Origin of the sequence: Psychrobacillus sp. FSL K6-4615, assembly GCF_038008225.1 — a bacterium.
Classification (GTDB): domain Bacteria; phylum Bacillota; class Bacilli; order Bacillales_A; family Planococcaceae; genus Psychrobacillus; species Psychrobacillus psychrotolerans.
The window spans coordinates 75,294-92,825 of sequence record NZ_JBBOYQ010000001.1 but is presented as its reverse complement, the minus strand read 5'-3'; the positions used below and the strand labels follow the sequence as shown (position 1 = coordinate 92,825).

Genomic DNA, 17,532 nt, shown 5'->3' with positions numbered 1-17,532 from the left:
TTATTGTTTCAATGTCGTTTTATCCAGTTTTCAAAGAACAAGAGTTGAATCTTCATATAAAATGAACATTCAAAACTGAACTGCAAAACGTTAAGATACGAATAAAGATTCGTATTCCGATATTATCCTTAGAAAGGAGGTGATCCAGCCGCACCTTCCGATACGGCTACCTTGTTACGACTTCACCCCAATCATCTGTCCCACCTTCGGCGGCTGGCTCCCGTAAGGGTTACCCCACCGACTTCGGGTGTTACAAACTCTCGTGGTGTGACGGGCGGTGTGTACAAGGCCCGGGAACGTATTCACCGTGGCATGCTGATCCACGATTACTAGCGATTCCGGCTTCATGTAGGCGAGTTGCAGCCTACAATCCGAACTGAGAACGGTTTTATGGGATTTGCTCACCCTCGCGGGGTTGCGACCCTCTGTACCGTCCATTGTAGCACGTGTGTAGCCCAGGTCATAAGGGGCATGATGATTTGACGTCATCCCCACCTTCCTCCGGTTTATCACCGGCAGTCACCTTAGAGTGCCCAACTAAATGCTGGCAACTAAGATCAAGGGTTGCGCTCGTTGCGGGACTTAACCCAACATCTCACGACACGAGCTGACGACAACCATGCACCACCTGTCACCGCTGTCCCCGAAGGGAAAAGCCTATCTCTAGGCCGGTCAGCGGGATGTCAAGACCTGGTAAGGTTCTTCGCGTTGCTTCGAATTAAACCACATGCTCCACCGCTTGTGCGGGCCCCCGTCAATTCCTTTGAGTTTCAGTCTTGCGACCGTACTCCCCAGGCGGAGTGCTTAATGCGTTAGCTGCAGCACTAAGGGGCGGAAACCCCCTAACACTTAGCACTCATCGTTTACGGCGTGGACTACCAGGGTATCTAATCCTGTTTGCTCCCCACGCTTTCGCGCCTCAGCGTCAGTTACAGACCAGAAAGCCGCCTTCGCCACTGGTGTTCCTCCAAATCTCTACGCATTTCACCGCTACACTTGGAATTCCGCTTTCCTCTTCTGTACTCAAGTCCCCCAGTTTCCAATGACCTTCCACGGTTGAGCCGTGGGATTTCACATCAGACTTAAAGGACCGCCTGCGCGCGCTTTACGCCCAATAATTCCGGACAACGCTTGCCACCTACGTATTACCGCGGCTGCTGGCACGTAGTTAGCCGTGGCTTTCTAATGAGGTACCGTCAAGGTACGAGCAGTTACTCTCGTACTTGTTCTTCCCTCACAACAGAGTTTTACGATCCGAAAACCTTCTTCACTCACGCGGCATTGCTCCATCAGACTTTCGTCCATTGTGGAAGATTCCCTACTGCTGCCTCCCGTAGGAGTCTGGGCCGTGTCTCAGTCCCAGTGTGGCCGATCACCCTCTCAGGTCGGCTACGCATCGTCGCCTTGGTGAGCCGTTACCTCACCAACTAGCTAATGCGCCGCGGGCCCATCCTGTAGTGACAGCGAGATGCCGTCTTTTAACATCTCCCCATGTGAGGAAATGGATTATTCGGTATTAGCCCCGGTTTCCCGGAGTTATCCCAATCTACAGGGCAGGTTGCCCACGTGTTACTCACCCGTCCGCCGCTAAATCAGAAGAAGCAAGCTTCTTCGTCATTCGCTCGACTTGCATGTATTAGGCATGCCGCCAGCGTTCGTCCTGAGCCAGGATCAAACTCTCCATAATAGTTCACTTCCAGTATGCAGAGCACATTGAAAGCGAACAAATTAGAACTAGTTTAAAAGCTCATTTTGTTTTGCTGGCATCATCATTAAATGATGTCCAAAATTGTTTTGCTATCATCCTAACAAGTTAGTTGAAAGCTATGTTTCTTAACGTTTTGCATGTTCAGTTTTCAATGTTCATGTTGTTGTAATGTCGTTTTGGCGACTTTAATATCATACCAAATCCTGATATCGTTGTCAACAACTTTTTTTAATTTGTTTTTCGTGTAAGTCACTAATGAAAATGACAACTTGATAACTATACCACCTGTGAAACGTTCTGACAAGTGGTTTTCTTAAATTTTATTTAAAAACTTCTAACGACTATTCTACACACAATATATAGTATAAATATAAAAAGTGAGCCACTACTAATAGTAGTAACTCACTTTTTATAATACCTATCTTAATCTTTATGACGCATTGTCGGAAATAATAGTACATCGCGAATAGAGGCCGAGTTAGTTAATAACATCACTAATCTATCTATACCGATACCTAGACCACCTGTTGGCGGCATTCCATACTCAAGCGCTTCTAAGAAATCTTCATCCATTTCATGCGCTTCGTCATTACCAGCTTCTTTTTCTACCATTTGTGCTTCGAAGCGCTGACGTTGATCAATAGGATCATTTAACTCTGTAAAAGCATTCGCATGCTCACGACGGACGATGAATAATTCAAAACGATCAGTAAAGCGGCCGTCTTCTGGATTTTTCTTCGCAAGTGGTGATACTTCTACTGGATGACCAAAGATAAATGTCGGTTGCACTAGTGTTTCTTCTACTTTTTGTTCGAAGAATTCATTTAATACATGTCCTACTTCCATAGATGGTCTTACATCTACTCCGTGCTCCTTAGCTAAAGCGTGCGCCTCTTCCTTTGTAAGCTCTGCCCAGAAGTCAACACCCGTAGTTTCTTTTACCGCATCAGCCATATGCCAACGTCTCCAACCCGGCGCAAGATTAATCTGATCTTCCCCGTAAGTTACCGTAGTTGTCCCTAAAACATCTTGCGCTACATGAGCAACTAAGTTTTCCGTTAGATTCATAATATCATTATAGTCTGCATAAGCTTCATACAATTCAATCATCGTAAACTCTGGGTTATGGCGTGTAGATACACCTTCGTTACGGAATACACGACCAATTTCATAGACTTTCTCTAATCCACCTACGATAAGGCGTTTTAAATGTAATTCAATTGCGATACGCATATATAATTCCATATCTAACGCATTATGATGCGTTATGAAGGGACGAGCTGCTGCTCCACCTGCTATTGTATGTAACATTGGTGTTTCCACCTCTAAGTAGCCTTCGTTATCTAAGTAACGACGCATAGCACGAATAATACGACTTCTCGTTATAAATGTATTTTTACTTTCTTCACTAGTCATTAGATCTAAATAACGTTGACGATAACGTTGCTCGACATCTTTTAAGCCATGGAATTTCTCCGGCATCGGTCGTAGAGATTTAGTTAAGAATGTGAACTCAGTTGCTTTTACAGATAGCTCTCCAACTTGTGTACGGAATACATTTCCACGTATACCCACTATATCTCCTAAATCAGCTGTATTAAATAACTCATAAGCGTCATCACCAATAGCATCTTTACGTACATAAATTTGAATTTGGCCACCAAGATCCTGAATATGCGCAAATCCTGCTTTTCCTTTTCCACGCTTCGTCATAATTCTACCAGCAATAATCACTTCATGTAGTGTTTCTTCTAATTGTTCTTTTGTAAATTGATCAAACTCAGCAACTACTTCATTACTTAAATGTGAACGTACGAATTTACTACCAAAAGCATCTAGCCCTTTTTCTTGTATTGAAGCCATCTTTTGTCTTCTCACCAAAAGTTGATCGTTTAATTCTTCCATATTAGACATGTTCGTCACTCCTCCACTATCTATTATCCATAATTACTTTTTCACGTTGCATTTATTGTACACAATTTCTGCATTCTAATCATCTTTTTCTAATAGAAGAATACTTTTTCTATTATTCTGATTATGGTTTTAAACGGAAAAAGCTGCCACCTATAGTGACAGCCCTTTGGTTTATCGATTAAATCAGGATAGATTCTGCAGCCTCATATTCTTTAGAAGACTCCTCTGCAAAGTAACGTAAATAGTCTTTTAACTCTTGTGCAGATTCAGTTTGATTAATCTTGTTTCTTGCTATACCATTGCCCCGAATACCTTTTAAGTACCAAGATGCATGTTTGCGCATTTCTCTAACCGCAATATTTTCACCTTTTAGGGCCATTAAACGTTCAAAATGCAGTAAGCATATGTCCATTTTTTCTTGTACAGTTGGTTCTGGTTTTAACAGACCCGATTCCAAGTACTCTACTGTACGGTAAATCATCCACGGATCACCTAGCGCAGCACGACCAATCATAACTGCATCTACACCTGTCTCATCTAGCATACGTTTTGCATCTTGAGGTGTATTTACGTCACCATTTCCGATAACAGGAATATTCACTGCCTCTTTCACTTGACGTATTAAATCCCAGTTTGCATGTCCTTCATACATTTGGACGCGTGTACGACCATGGACAGCTACTGCTGATCCGCCAGCACGTTCTATAGCTTGGGCATTTTCCACCATATATAGATGTTCTTCATCCCAACCAGTACGCATTTTCACACTTACTGGTTTTTTAACGTTATCTACTACCGCTGCAACCATTTCATAAATCTTGTTAGGATCCAAAAGCATTCTAGCTCCGGCCTCGCATTTAATGATTTTGTTTACAGGACAACCCATATTGATATCAATGATATCCGCTGACGTGTTTTGGTCAACATACTTAGCTGCTTCTACAAGAGTTTCTTTTTCTCCACCAAAAATCTGAAGTGATAGTGGATTTTCACGCTCGTCAATATAAAGCATACTCAAGGTTCTTTCGTTTTTCTGTACAATCCCTTTATCCGAGATCATCTCAGCGTATACTAAGCCAGCTCCGAATTCCTTTACAGTCAATCGAAATGCTGAATTACAAATACCAGCCATTGGTGCTAATACTACTCGATTATCCATTATGTGATTACCTATTTTAAATGGTTTTGTCGATGCATTTGCCATCATTGTTCACCTACCTTTGTTTCTCCTTTTAATTCTTCTACTTGTATATGAAGTATAGAGGCAACCTTTTCTAATTGCTCCTCACTCGGAATTCGTTTACCCTGCTCAATTTGACCAAGTATAGACACAGACATTTCCATTTCTTTTGCAAGTTCAACCTGCTTTACCATTTTTAACCTACGAAATGCACGAATGCGCCGACCCCATCGAATGTTCTCCATAAATGGACGCCTTCTTTCTGAACTTGCGCAGCATCTGCTATTAACTGCTTAGATTGTGGATCTACTAAATCCGCTTGTAATTCCACAAGTGGTATAAGCACGAAGCCTCTTTCCATCATCCGTGGATGTGGGATAATAAGGTCCTCCGTTTTCATATTCTCTTTATTATACAACAAAATGTCAAGGTCTACAGTTCGGGGCCCCCAATGGATTTCTCGAGTTCGCCCTAATTGTACCTCTATCTCATTACACTTTTTTAATATTTCATGTGGACTACATAACGTTTCAATCTTTACTACCATATTCAAAAATGCAGCCTGATCCTCATACCCCACCGGGTCTGTTTCATAAACCGAAGATACTTTGACTACATTCACTCCTTCTACTTGCTGCAACAACCGCACTGCTTGCTGAAGGAACTCCAAACGATTTCCTATGTTTGATCCTAGCGATATAAATACAGGATTCATCATAATGTCCCTCTAGTAATATCGACGGCCACAGAAGCATAATGTCCAACAATCGGGGGATTCGGTTTTACTAATTGGATACGGCAGCCACTAACCTTCTCTGCATATTCTTGTAAGATAGATGTAGCGACTTTTTCTGCAACTGCTTCTATTAATAAATACGGTTTGCCTTCTACTATTCCTTTGCATAGCTCAAAGACCTCTGCATAGTTTACAGTTTCCTCTAAATTATCGGTTTCACCTGCTTTTTTCAAATCACATGCTAACGTGATGGTTACTCTAAATATTTGACCTAACTTTGTTTCCTCTGGCAATGCTCCGTGAAATCCGTAAAATTCTAAGTCATTCAAATGTATATAATCCATTTATATTACGCCTCACTTTCCATATACTTCACTTTTCCAGTCAATACATCCATCATTTTCGTCATACGAGTTATTTCTTTTACATCATGTACTCGCACCAAATGACACCCAACTTGAACACCATAACAAACTGTTGCTCCAGTACCTTCCATTCGTTCATCGACAGGAAGATTCAAAACGTTACCGATTAATCGTTTACGAGACGTTGCCAATAATACAGGGTAACCCATCTCAACTAAATCACTTAAATGCTGTATCATCCAGATGTTTTGAGTAGTTGATTTGGCGAAACCAATACCCGGATCCAACCATATATGCTCGTCCGGAACTCCAGCCGCTTTCGTTATTTGAATACTCTCTTCTAAATCTTGTTTTGCTTCTGACCAGAAATCAGCATACTCTTCATTGTCTCTATTGTGCATCAATATTATCGGAACTCCATGATCAGCTGCAATTTTTGCTATTTCAGGATCTCTCTTAGCTCCCCAAATATCGTTTATCACATGTGCACCCGCAAGTACTGCAGCTTTTGCAACTGCAGATTTATATGTATCAATCGAGATTACTGTATTTACTTCTGCTCTTATCGCTTGAATGACAGGAACAACACGAGCAATTTCTTCATCATCTGAAATACGGGTATAGCCAGGTCTTGTAGATTCACCGCCAATATCTATTATTTTGGCACCATCAGCAACCATTTGTTTCGCTCTTGCAACAGCAGTTTCTATTTTGTTAAACTTTCCACCGTCTGAAAAAGAGTCAGGAGTAATATTTAATATACCCATCACAATCGTTTCCTTCTGAAAGTCTAACGCAACTCCACCAGCTTCAAACTTGCCACTATTTTTGTGTAAATTCATCATTCGATCCCTTCTTGCTGTATGCATCTTTTATAGCTATCATGTAACGCCTTATAAACTGGTCCCGCATTACCCCAAAACTGGAATTTCCCCAATTGCTTAATCGGTATTATTTCCTGTACCGCATTAGTGATAAATACTTCATCCGCCTTTTCTAATTCATCCTTTGTGAAGAAACCTTCTTCCACTTCAAATAAAGAACAGTTTCTCACCCACTCACGTGTCGTACCTGCTAAAATACCCGTTTGTAAAGATGGAGTATACAACTTCCCATTAGTGGACCAAAAAATGTTCGATGTTATTCCCTCCGCTACAAACCCATCTACCGTTAGGAAAAAACCTTCACAAGAAGCTAGCGACTCTAACTCGAATCTAGCTTGTACGTTATTCGCATAGTGGTGGGATTTATGACGCATACCACTTTCAGGAGTATTTCTAACTGTCTCTAGCCAGATAGCAGATTTCTCTGTGCCCCTAGTTGCAATTTGCAATGCTTTACGATATAAAATTACTGTCGGCTTCTTATAATACGAAGGTTGCAAACCAATGTCGTGGGGACCAGCCGAAATATTCAACCGAAAATAGCCATCCTCCCCATGATTCGCTTCTGTAAGTGCTGCTACCGCTGCAATTAGCTCCTGTTCTTCACAGGGCAACTCTATTCGGAAGTCGGAAAGTGCCCGGCATAAACGATTCCAGTGCGCATCCCATAAAAAAACTTTTCCATTGTATGTACGAAACGTTTCAAAAAAGCCAAGTCCATATAAAAAGCCGTGATCATATGCAGATACCATTAGTTCGTCTGCGCGGTAAAGTCTTCCATCTTTCCATGCATCCATTTAATGACTCTCCTTAGCGGTAAAGTTATACGTTTCAACAAAGTTACGGATGATTTTTTTACCTTCTTCGGTCATGATTGACTCCGGATGGTATTGAACTCCCTCTACAGCATACTTTTTATGACGAAGTCCCATTATTTCCCCTTCTTCTGTCCAAGCGGTAATCTCCAAACAGTCCGGTAATGATTCTCTTTCCACAAGTAAGGAATGGTACCTTGTCGCCTGAAAAGGATTTGGCATATCGCTATTCACACCAGTTTCGTCATGGAAAACTGGAGAAACTTTCCCATGCATTAATCGTTCGGCACGTATAACCTTTCCTCCAAATGCTTGTCCAATAGCCTGGTGACCTAAACAAACACCCAGAATAGGAATCTTCCCTGCAAAATACGTAATTACCTCCAAACTAATACCAGCTTCATTTGGTGTACATGGTCCAGGCGACACAACAATGACTTGAGGGTCTAGTTCTAGAATATTCTCTATAGTTATTTCGTCATTACGAACCACCTTTACTTCAATTTCTAACTCTCCTATATATTGAACGAGATTATAAGTAAAAGAATCATAGTTATCAATCATTAAGATCATTTGTACCCTCCTTCTGCCATAGCCTTCGCCTGCCACACTGCTTTTGCTTTGTTTAATGATTCCGTATATTCCGCGCTCGGTACCGAGTCAATGACAATGCCAGCACCAGCTTGTATATGAGCCATCCCGTCTTGAATAAATGCAGTGCGTATTACAATATTAAATTCTAAATCTCCGGAAAATCCTAACCACCCAATTGACCCAGTATATAGCCCTCTACGCACTGGCTCTAGCTCTTCGATTATTTCCATCGTCCGAATTTTAGGTGCACCGGTTATCGTACCTCCAGGGAACATTGCACGAATGATCTCTTTATTAGATGTACCAGATTGAAGTGTCCCTTTTACATTAGAGACAATATGCATCACATGAGAGTATTTTTCTATAACCATAAACTCATCCACTTCCACTGTTCCATAGGACGAAACACGGCCAAGGTCATTTCGCTCCAAATCGACAAGCATGACATGCTCCGCACGCTCTTTTTCATTTTCAATCAATTCATTTGCTAACAAGATATCTTCCGAGTCACTTTTCCCCCGTGGTCTTGTTCCAGCAATTGGTCTAGTAGATAACTCAGTCCCCTTTTTCTTTACTAATAATTCGGGTGATCCTGAGACAACAGAGAACTCTGGTGCTTGTATATAAGCCATATAAGGAGAAGGGTTGAATGCACGCAATGCTTCATACATTTCTATTGGACTTACTTTCAATTGTTTCGATTGTCTGACAGATAAGTTAACCTGGAAAACGTCGCCTTGCGCTATGTATTGTTGAACTTTCGATACGGCAGATTCAAACTCACTTGAGCTTACCGACACCTTTAACTCAGCTGGGTCTTCCGCTACTTCCATTGCAGAACCAGGATGAAACTTCCTTAAATCCATTCCCTTTTCAGCTGCTTCCATATACTCTTGCTCTAGTTCCATTAAATCTACATCACAAGTAGAGAGCTTCATTAACGTGACCACTTCTGTTTTTATATCTAATACTGCCCAACAATCGTATAGATGGAAATAGATATCTGGAATATGTAAATCATTCTCAGCCAAATCCGGTAAAACTTCTATCTTCCTTGCATAATCATAACTAATAAAACCAATAGCCCCACCTTGGTAGTCGGGTAGATTTTGCTGAAAAGGCAACTTATATTCAGAAACTAGTTTTTCTAACTCCTCTAGCGCCTCTCCTTCACGAACTTCTCTTTCTCCACTTCTCCAATGAATCTGCAAGCCATTTTCTACTGACTTTGCTATAGCTACAGGATTCCAAGCTGCAACAGATAAGTGACCACCCCTGCCACTCTCTAAAAACACGTTATATGGTTGCTCTTTTGTTAACATTTTATAAGCATAGAAAAAAGTTTCCTTTGTCATATGAAAGGTATGTGTCTCTAGTTTGATATTCACTTTCTCAAATCCCCCTATAAACGATTTGATTTCATCTTAACTTGAAACTACTCCTTTTCGCCACTAAGAAAATAATTGAAACTATTTATAAAATAGAAATACAGAAAAAAAGAGGAAGCATTAACTGCTCCCTCTCTTCATATTTTCTATCTATTTGTTATTAATCTTCGAATTTGTATAAAGGTGTGCTTAAGTAACGCTCTCCATTATCCGGAACAATCGCTAATACCTTTTTCCCTTTTCCAAGTTCTTTAGCAAGTTGAAGGGCTGCATAAATTGCTGCACCTGCAGAAACTCCACCAAGAATACCTTCTAGTTTTGCTACTTCACGAGAAGTGGCATACGCATCGTCATTCGTTACTTGAATGATTGAGTCATAAAGCTTTGTATCCAGAACTTCTGGTATAAATCCTGCACCAATCCCTTGAATTTTATGAGGGCCTGGTTTACCACCAGATAATATATTTGAATCAGTTGGCTCTACCGCAGCAATATGGATTCCTGGGAAGTTTTCTTTTAACACTCCACCCGCTCCAGTAATTGTTCCACCAGTACCAATACCTGATACAAATCCATCTAATTGATCGAATGCCTCTACAATTTCAGGACCAGTTGTTAAGCGATGGATTTCTGGATTTGCTCCGTTATTGAATTGTTGGGGCATAAACCAACCATTTTCTTTTGCAAGCTCTTCCGCTTTTGCAATAGCACCCTTCATACCGTCAGCACCAGGAGTTAATACAAGGTCCGCTCCGTAAGCGCGAAGTAGGTTTCTACGCTCTAAGCTCATAGTATCAGGCATAACTAATACAGCGTTATAGCCTTTTGCTGCCGCTATCATAGCAAGACCAATCCCTGTGTTACCACTTGTAGGCTCTATAATTGTGCCATTTTCTTTTAACTTACCTTCTTTTTCAGCAGCTTGAATCATGGCCATTGCGATACGATCCTTTACACTACTCCCTGGATTAAAGTATTCAAGTTTTACATATACCTCAGCATCTTCAGGGTTTCCTACACGGTTTAATTTTACGATTGGTGTATTTCCGATCAAATCCAATACAGATTGCGCTAACTTCGTCATTTCTCCACTCCCAATCCCTACTTGTCTAATAGGTTTTATTTCTTAATCATACCAATGATTCAGTGAAAATGTCAATAAATTTACATTCAATATTTCTGAATATTCCATCATGCAAATTTATCCATATTATCATTTAAGCGATAGAATACTAAAAGTAACTCGTGTATAATTGATTATTTACAATGATTATACTTCGGAGAATTTTTTATACAAATGTCAACTTAAATTTAATGAAAACAAATCTAAGATGATCGGGGTTTTTTTAATGAATAATATACTAGTTAGAAATAATGTGAAAATTTTAGGTGAAGGCGACCGTACTATTATATTCGCACATGGTTTTGGATGCGATCAAAATATGTGGAGATATATTACACCATTTTTTGAAAAAAATTATCAAATAATTTTGTTTGATCATGTAGGGTCAGGAAATTCAGATTTAACTGCGTATGATTTCGAAAAGTACAGCACACTTCATGGCTACGCTCAGGACGTTTTAGACATTCTGGAAATACTCAAATTAAAGAATGTTATATTTATCGGACATTCGGTCAGTTCCATGATTGGCATGCTTGCATCTATTGAACGCCCTGAATACTTCAGTAAAATGATAATGATTGGACCTTCTCCTTGCTATATCAATGAGGGGGACATATATCATGGTGGGTTCGAAAAAAAGGATGTCCTAGAACTACTCACTATGATGGAAATGAATTATTTTAGTTGGGCTAGCTTTATGGCACCTCTCGGTATGAAAAACCCTGACGTTCCTGCACTAACAGAAGAACTTGAAAAGAGCTTTACTCGATCAAATCCTTTAATAACTAGACAATTTGCTGAGACTACGTTCTTTTCTGACCATCGTGCAGATTTAGATAAAGTAACAACACCTACGTTAATAATGCAATGTTCTGATGACAGTATCGTACCTCTAGTAGTAGGCAATTATTTACACGAGCATATGAAGAATAGTACGCTTTACTTAATGGAAGCTAAGGGGCATTACCCTCACCTTAGCCATCCCAAAGAAACGATTAGTTATATAAATAATTTTATATTGACGTAAATATTTGTATTGAAAGGATGTACTTTGATGGATAAGAGATTGCATAGTTTGCCGTGTGGTTACATTTCCATGACGCCACAAGGAGTAATTTTAGATGTAAATAGAACATTCCTTGAGATGGGAAACTACACACAAGACAATTTAATCTCCAATCATATTGAATCTATTATGTCCGTTGCCAATAAATTATTGTTCCACTCCTGTTTTTATCCTTTTATCCAACTAAATGGATATGTGGATGAAATATATTTAAACTTAAAAGGAAGTAACGGTACAGATATTCCAGTATTATTTAACGGAAAATATTATGAGGAAACTGATGTTGTAGATTGTATTTTTGTACATATGGGTAGACGAATAGATTATGAACAAGAAATACGTCAAGCTAAAATACTAGTAGAGGAAGCATATCGTGAGAAGAATGCCGCTTTAGTAAAAATGGAAGAACTACATCTTGAGCTTGAACATAAGCAAATAGAATTACTAAAACTAAACAATAAGCTCGAGATACTTTCCATTACTGACGGGCTTACTGGTTTAAAAAACCGCAGATACTTCATTAAAAAATTAGATGAATACTTAGTGCAATTTAAACAAACCAATTGCCTCTTTTCACTGTTAATATTAGATATTGATCATTTTAAAACGGTCAATGATACACACGGACATCTTGTAGGTGATAAGGTTTTAATCCAATTAACTAAGCTATTGACCGATTTTTTCCCAGAAGAGTATACGATCGCTCGGTACGGCGGTGAGGAATTCGTTGTAATTTTGCCTTTGAGAGATGAGGAAGAGTCTTTAAAAGAAGCAGAACTATTAAGAAGTACCATTCAATCAGCTCAATGGGAGATCATGAAAATTACCGTGAGTATTGGTGTAGCAACTAGTAATCCTATGGATACAACCTCTTCTATTATGGCACATGCAGATAAAGCACTCTATTCTTCTAAGGAACGCGGAAGGAATAAAGTGACACACGCTACTTTTCAGATCATCTAAATTAGAAAAGACCATCTTTATTATTAAAGATGGTCTCTAAACATATGAATTACTCACTATAAACCCAATCTGCATCAAACTCTTCCCAAAAAGCTTCTTGTGTAACTGATTGCGGAATTTGATCAAGCGCCAGTTCTCTGCGAATATGACCTTTTACATCAGGATAGGAAAAGGATTTACCTTCGAATATACTCTTCACCATTGCTACAGCGAATCTTCCATCCGCTAATGTAATTGGTTTACTCCATTTACCTTTTTTCGTCTTCTGAATTGCATCAATTAAAACTTTATCCACCGATTCATTTCCTTCGGAAATATACCCGATATCTCCACCTAGACTTGCCGAACTTGGATCAGCAGATCGTTCTCTAGCAAGTCCTTCAAAAGACGAACCATTTTCTAACTCTTTTGCAACTTTTTCGGCTTCAGCCTCTGTGTTTACATAAATGACACTTGTTCGATAAGATGTTGCAGTATTGTATAGATTTTTGTTATTGTCATAAAATGCTTTAATCGCCTCGTCCTCAATGACAATATCCTTGGCTAATACTTTTTCTAGAATTAAGCGAGAACGAATACTCTTTCTAACAAGGTCTTCATCATTGGTTTGTAAGGACACGCCGTCTTGCGTTGAACGTATTAAAGCAAGTTCTAAATCCACTTCGTCATCCGTTACTTTAATCTTATATTTTTTAGCCGCAGCTTCCATAACTTCTGCATTCACAATATCTAACAAAACTTCTTTACCATAGATAGACTCCATAGAAGCCATCCATTGTTCTTTCGTAATAACTTTTCCCGCTACGGACGCAACTTCTTCCGAATCATTAAATTTAGTCGTATCGTTTGGTATTAACCATGCGATGAACCACAGTAAATTACCTAGCAACAGGATACTCAGAACAACTAATACCGGTTTAGTTTTTAAGCGCTTTTTAGTAGGGGCATTATTATCATGCGTTAATTTCATCGATAAATGACTCCAATTCATCTACTGAATAATTGTATTTCTCCATACAGAAATGACAGTGTGCTTCGGCCCCTCCGTCTTCTTCGATCATTTCACGAATTTCCTTTTCACCTAGTGTGAAAATGGCCTTCCCGAATCTTTCTTTAGAGCAATTACAATCAAAAGAAACTGGTGCAGAATCTAAAATCCGAACATTATCTTTACCAAGAATTTCAAATAGTATTTCTTCTGGAGTTAAACCTCTTTCGATTAGTTTAGAAACAGGCTCCATTTTAGATAAATGCTCTTCAATAATTGTAATCGTTTCATCATCTGTTCCAGGTAGTAATTGTATTATAAATCCGCCAGCCGCCAGAATAGTGTTGTCTGGATTTACAAGAACGCCAAGTCCAACAGAAGAAGGAACTTGTTCAGAAACAGCAAAATAATAAGTGAAGTCTTCGCCAAGTTCACCCGATACAATTGGAACTTGTCCTGTAAAAAAGTCTCGCATGCCCAAATCTTTTACAATCGTAAGTGTACCTTCTGTTCCTACAGCACGACGAACATCTAATTTACCATGTTCGTTTAAATCGAAATGGGTTTGAGGATTAGTTACATAACCACGTACTTCACCTTTTGCATTACTATCAATAATCATTGGACCAATTGGACCATTTCCTTCTACTTTTACCGTTATTTTATCCTCACCTTTTAACATAGCACCCATCATTAGTGAAGCCGTCATCGATCTTCCAAGTGCAGCAGATGCGGTTGGCCAAGTCCCGTGACGTCTTTGTGCTTCTCCTACTGTGTCAGTTGTACGAACCGCAAAGGCACGTACACTCCCTTCAAACGCTATAGCTCTTACTAAATAATCACTCATCTATTTATTACCTCTTTCATCAATATTTCGTTGATATATTAAATATAAACCTTTCAACGTTAAGAATGGATCAATAACATCCATTATAGTCGTTTCGTCCCCTATTAAGGAAGCCATACCACCTGTAGCTATTACTTTAGGTGTTTTCTTTGATACTTGCTTCATACGGTTTACGATACCTTCCACTTGCCCTACATAACCGTACACGATTCCTGCTTGCATTGCAGCAACTGTATTTTTCCCAATGACATTTTCAGGCCTTGTCAACTCTATACGCGGAAGCTTACTAGCTCTATTAAATAGGGCATCTGTTGAGATACCTATACCCGGAGCAATGGCCCCACCCATATACTCTCCAGATTCATTGATAAAACAATAGGTCGTAGCAGTTCCAAAATCTACAATGATTAGAGGACTTCCGTATTCATGAATAGCAGCTACCGCATTTACTATTCGATCGGCCCCGACTTCACGCGGATTTTCATATTTAATATTCAATCCCGTTTTGACTCCAGGACCAACCACAATGGGCTTAATGCCAAAATATTTTTTACACATAGCTTCTAAGGAAAACATAATAGGTGGAACAACAGAAGAGATTATGATGCCTTCTATTTGATCAAAAGAAATGGCGGCATGAGTAAATAATGCCTTCACCTGCATTCCATACTCATCTTCCGTTTTTAAACGATCTGTCTCCATACGCCAGTGATGTATCAGCTTATCGTTTTCGTAAACCCCTAACACAATATTAGTATTTCCTGTATCTAAAACAAGTATCATCTAGCTTATCCTCACCTTTTTGTTGCGTTTCCCACACATCATACCATATATATATACGAAGAAAAAAGCTGATTGCCTCGAGTTATAAGGAGGCAATCAGCTTATTCTTATCTATTAATCTCTACGTTCTTCTTGAACTGGGCTTTCTGTTTCTCTTAGTGAACCCTCTTCTTTTGGTAAATCACTAATAGATGGATCCGCAGGTGCACCTACTGCATCCGATACTTCTTCTTTCTTCAGCTCAATAGCAGCTTTTTGATCTATCTCATCATATGAGCGTTCAGGAAGGGTACCATGCTCTTGTAAATGCATTATTTGAGCAGCATCTAGTGTTTCTACCTCTAGTAACGTTTTTGCGATTAATGTTAATAATTCACGTTTTTCCGTTAATATTTGTTTCGTACGAGTATACTGATCTTTAATCATTATTTGCATTTCTTGATCTATTTCATAAGCAATTGCATCCGAATAGTTTTGTTCAGAGTTAAAATCACGACCTAAGAAGACGTTGCCTCCTTGTGCTTGACCGAATTGCATTGGCCCAAGCTTGTCACTCATCCCATATTCTGTAACCATTTTTCTTGCAATACCTGTTGCGCGTTGGAAGTCATTATGTGCTCCGGTAGAAACTTCACCGAAAATAATATCCTCTGCTACACGACCACCAAGCAAACCAGCAATCTTATCTAGTAATTCCGGTTTTGTCATGAAATAACGATCTTCTCTAGGAAGCATAACTGCATATCCACCTGCTTGACCACGAGGAACGATTGTTACTTTATGAACGATATCTGCATCATCTAAAGTTAAACCAACAACCACATGCCCTGCTTCATGGTATGCAACAATATTTCTTTCTTTTTCAGAAATGACTTTTCCAGCTTTTGCCGGACCTGCAATAACACGGTCAGTCGCTTCATCTATATCTCGCATATCGACTTTTTTCTTATCACGTCTAGCTGCTACTAAAGCTGCTTCGTTTAATAAGTTTTCTAAGTCTGCTCCAGAGAATCCTGGTGTACGCTGTGCAATCGCTTTTAAGTCAACTGATTCATCAAGTGGCTTATTACGAGCATGTACTTGAAGTACCGCCTCACGACCTTTAACGTCTGGACGACCTACAGTAATTTGACGGTCAAAACGACCTGGACGAAGAAGTGCTGGGTCTAATACGTCTGGTCTATTTGTTGCAGCAATGATAATAATACCTTCGTTTGCACCGAAACCATCCATTTCAACAAGTAGTTGGTTTAGTGTTTGCTCACGTTCATCGTGACCTCCACCAAGTCCAGCTCCACGTTGACGACCTACTGCATCAATCTCATCTATAAAGATAATACATGGTGCATTTTTCTTAGCATTTTCAAACAAATCACGTACTCGGGAAGCCCCTACTCCAACAAACATTTCAACGAAATCCGATCCACTAATAGAGAAGAACGGCACGCCAGATTCACCCGCAACTGCACGAGCAAGTAATGTTTTACCAGTACCTGGAGGACCTACTAATAGAATCCCTTTAGGTATACGAGCTCCAATTTCCACGAATTTGCGTGGATCTTTTAAGAAATCTACTACTTCAACTAGTTCAGCTTTTTCTTCATCTGCACCAGCAACATCATTAAATCTAACTTTTTTCTTATCATTATCGTATAACTTTGCTTTACTCTTACCGAAGTTCATCACACGGTTACCACCGCCTTGTGATTGGCTTAATAAGAAGAAGAATAAAATGATAATAATTAAGAACGGCAATAATCCAGTGAAGAATTGAACCCAACCACTTGTTTTAGGAGTTTCTTTATATTCCACAGGCACTGAATTGGATGTTGCCAATGTATAAATTTTTGTTTGTAAATCTTCGCTATTATATGGGAGAATCGCTAAATATTTTTCTCCTTTTTTATAGCCTTTCATTTCACCTTCAGCGTAATATACACCTGATTCAGGTTGTAATGTAACACTTGTTACTTCTCCTTTTTCCAGAGAAGTCATAAACTCGTTAAACTTAATATTTTTAGTAGTCGTATTGCTCGTGTTGAATGTAGCAAAAATCCCAACGATTACAAAGAATATTAATAAGTATAATATGGCGTAGCGCAATGCTCGATTCATTCCCAGCCTCCTCACAAGGTAAACAGAAAAACTAATGATTATCTTATCATACGAATTTTTGGA

Annotated in this window: 16 protein-coding genes and 1 rRNA gene; 2 read left to right on the top strand and 15 right to left on the bottom strand. The window is 39.4% G+C overall.

Annotation, left to right across the window (positions count from 1 at the left end):
* Positions 1 to 132: 132 nt before the first annotated feature.
* From MKX53_RS00440 to cysK, 11 genes are all read right to left on the bottom strand, one after another.
* Positions 133 to 1,687: ribosomal RNA gene (locus tag MKX53_RS00440) — 16S ribosomal RNA — on the bottom strand.
* Positions 1,688 to 2,131: 444 nt separating this feature from the next.
* Positions 2,132 to 3,622 carry a lysine--tRNA ligase gene (gene lysS, locus MKX53_RS00435; protein ID WP_093538665.1) on the bottom strand — a complete coding sequence of 497 codons (1,491 nt, stop codon included), beginning with the start codon at positions 3,620 to 3,622 and terminating at the stop codon, positions 2,132 to 2,134.
* Positions 3,623 to 3,800: 178 nt separating this feature from the next.
* Positions 3,801 to 4,826 carry a tRNA dihydrouridine synthase DusB gene (gene dusB / locus MKX53_RS00430; RefSeq protein WP_340771281.1) on the bottom strand — a complete coding sequence of 342 codons (1,026 nt, stop codon included), beginning with the start codon at positions 4,824 to 4,826 and terminating at the stop codon, positions 3,801 to 3,803.
* Complete coding sequence (locus tag MKX53_RS00425) at positions 4,826 to 4,996, bottom strand: helix-turn-helix domain-containing protein (protein ID WP_340908284.1); 171 nt, start codon at positions 4,994 to 4,996, stop codon at positions 4,826 to 4,828. The genes dusB and MKX53_RS00425 overlap by 1 nt, the downstream gene beginning before the upstream one ends.
* A 2-nt stretch (positions 4,997 to 4,998) precedes the next feature.
* Entirely contained in the window at positions 4,999 to 5,520 is a 522-nt protein-coding gene (gene folK, locus MKX53_RS00420) for a 2-amino-4-hydroxy-6-hydroxymethyldihydropteridine diphosphokinase (protein WP_340908282.1), read from the bottom strand.
* On the bottom strand, positions 5,517 to 5,882 hold the full coding sequence (gene folB, locus MKX53_RS00415) for a dihydroneopterin aldolase (protein WP_093538661.1): 366 nt from the start codon (positions 5,880 to 5,882) through the stop codon (positions 5,517 to 5,519). The genes folK and folB overlap by 4 nt, the downstream gene beginning before the upstream one ends.
* Positions 5,883 to 5,887: 5 nt before the next feature.
* Positions 5,888 to 6,745, bottom strand: a complete 858-nt coding sequence (folP, locus tag MKX53_RS00410) for a dihydropteroate synthase (protein ID WP_340831969.1) — start codon at positions 6,743 to 6,745, stop codon at positions 5,888 to 5,890.
* Entirely contained in the window at positions 6,745 to 7,584 is an 840-nt protein-coding gene (gene pabC / locus MKX53_RS00405; RefSeq protein WP_340908280.1) for an aminodeoxychorismate lyase, read from the bottom strand. The genes folP and pabC overlap by 1 nt, the downstream gene beginning before the upstream one ends.
* Positions 7,585 to 8,175: an aminodeoxychorismate/anthranilate synthase component II gene (pabA, locus tag MKX53_RS00400; protein WP_093538659.1), complete on the bottom strand. Its 591-nt coding sequence runs from the start codon at positions 8,173 to 8,175 to the stop codon at positions 7,585 to 7,587.
* The gene (locus MKX53_RS00395) at positions 8,172 to 9,551 is read right to left on the bottom strand and encodes an anthranilate synthase component I family protein (protein ID WP_340913191.1); all 1,380 of its coding nucleotides are present in this window, start codon (positions 9,549 to 9,551) and stop codon (positions 8,172 to 8,174) included. Before MKX53_RS00395 ends, pabA begins: the two co-directional genes overlap by 4 nt.
* Before the next feature lie 193 nt (positions 9,552 to 9,744).
* Positions 9,745 to 10,668 (bottom strand): cysteine synthase A, encoded by a 924-nt coding sequence (gene cysK, locus MKX53_RS00390; protein ID WP_093538658.1) that lies wholly within the window; start codon positions 10,666 to 10,668, stop codon positions 9,745 to 9,747.
* A gap of 265 nt (positions 10,669 to 10,933) precedes the next feature.
* On the opposite strand from cysK, the gene MKX53_RS00385 reads away from it, so the two are divergent.
* On the top strand, positions 10,934 to 11,734 hold the full coding sequence (locus tag MKX53_RS00385; protein WP_340908278.1) for an alpha/beta fold hydrolase: 801 nt from the start codon (positions 10,934 to 10,936) through the stop codon (positions 11,732 to 11,734).
* A 27-nt stretch (positions 11,735 to 11,761) separates the two neighbouring features.
* Complete coding sequence (locus MKX53_RS00380; RefSeq protein WP_340908277.1) at positions 11,762 to 12,736, top strand: sensor domain-containing diguanylate cyclase; 975 nt, start codon at positions 11,762 to 11,764, stop codon at positions 12,734 to 12,736.
* 49 nt (positions 12,737 to 12,785) lie between these two features.
* Here MKX53_RS00380 and MKX53_RS00375 read toward each other — a convergent pair whose 3' ends face one another.
* The 4 genes from MKX53_RS00375 to ftsH all read right to left on the bottom strand — a co-directional run bounded on the left by MKX53_RS00375 (position 12,786) and on the right by ftsH (position 17,469).
* Entirely contained in the window at positions 12,786 to 13,706 is a 921-nt protein-coding gene (locus MKX53_RS00375; RefSeq protein WP_340908274.1) for a peptidyl-prolyl cis-trans isomerase, read from the bottom strand.
* Positions 13,690 to 14,571, bottom strand: a complete 882-nt coding sequence (gene hslO / locus MKX53_RS00370; RefSeq protein ID WP_093538654.1) for an Hsp33 family molecular chaperone HslO — start codon at positions 14,569 to 14,571, stop codon at positions 13,690 to 13,692. The genes MKX53_RS00375 and hslO overlap by 17 nt, the downstream gene beginning before the upstream one ends.
* Complete coding sequence (locus tag MKX53_RS00365; RefSeq protein WP_340908272.1) at positions 14,572 to 15,354, bottom strand: type III pantothenate kinase; 783 nt, start codon at positions 15,352 to 15,354, stop codon at positions 14,572 to 14,574.
* 114 nt (positions 15,355 to 15,468) lie between these two features.
* Positions 15,469 to 17,469: an ATP-dependent zinc metalloprotease FtsH gene (ftsH, locus tag MKX53_RS00360; protein ID WP_340761088.1), complete on the bottom strand. Its 2,001-nt coding sequence runs from the start codon at positions 17,467 to 17,469 to the stop codon at positions 15,469 to 15,471.
* Between the last annotated feature and the right edge of the window lie 63 nt (positions 17,470 to 17,532).

Excerpts from the sequence above, each read along its gene's own strand:
- lysS (WP_093538665.1), bottom strand. The coding sequence starts at position 3,622 with ATGTCTAATATGGAAGAATTAAACGATCAACTTTTGGTGAGAAGACAA.
- dusB (WP_340771281.1), bottom strand. The coding sequence starts at position 4,826 with ATGGCAAATGCATCGACAAAACCATTTAAAATAGGTAATCACATAATG.
- MKX53_RS00425 (WP_340908284.1), bottom strand. The coding sequence starts at position 4,996 with ATGGTAAAGCAGGTTGAACTTGCAAAAGAAATGGAAATGTCTGTGTCT.
- folK (WP_340908282.1), bottom strand. The coding sequence starts at position 5,520 with ATGATGAATCCTGTATTTATATCGCTAGGATCAAACATAGGAAATCGT.
- folB (WP_093538661.1), bottom strand. The coding sequence starts at position 5,882 with ATGGATTATATACATTTGAATGACTTAGAATTTTACGGATTTCACGGA.
- folP (WP_340831969.1), bottom strand. The coding sequence starts at position 6,745 with ATGAATTTACACAAAAATAGTGGCAAGTTTGAAGCTGGTGGAGTTGCG.
- pabC (WP_340908280.1), bottom strand. The coding sequence starts at position 7,584 with ATGGATGCATGGAAAGATGGAAGACTTTACCGCGCAGACGAACTAATG.
- pabA (WP_093538659.1), bottom strand. The coding sequence starts at position 8,175 with ATGATCTTAATGATTGATAACTATGATTCTTTTACTTATAATCTCGTT.
- MKX53_RS00395 (WP_340913191.1), bottom strand. The coding sequence starts at position 9,551 with ATGACAAAGGAAACTTTTTTCTATGCTTATAAAATGTTAACAAAAGAG.
- cysK (WP_093538658.1), bottom strand. The coding sequence starts at position 10,668 with ATGACGAAGTTAGCGCAATCTGTATTGGATTTGATCGGAAATACACCA.
- MKX53_RS00385 (WP_340908278.1), top strand. The coding sequence starts at position 10,934 with ATGAATAATATACTAGTTAGAAATAATGTGAAAATTTTAGGTGAAGGC.
- MKX53_RS00380 (WP_340908277.1), top strand. The coding sequence starts at position 11,762 with ATGGATAAGAGATTGCATAGTTTGCCGTGTGGTTACATTTCCATGACG.
- MKX53_RS00375 (WP_340908274.1), bottom strand. The coding sequence starts at position 13,706 with ATGAAATTAACGCATGATAATAATGCCCCTACTAAAAAGCGCTTAAAA.
- hslO (WP_093538654.1), bottom strand. The coding sequence starts at position 14,571 with ATGAGTGATTATTTAGTAAGAGCTATAGCGTTTGAAGGGAGTGTACGT.
- MKX53_RS00365 (WP_340908272.1), bottom strand. The coding sequence starts at position 15,354 with ATGATACTTGTTTTAGATACAGGAAATACTAATATTGTGTTAGGGGTT.
- ftsH (WP_340761088.1), bottom strand. The coding sequence starts at position 17,469 with ATGAATCGAGCATTGCGCTACGCCATATTATACTTATTAATATTCTTT.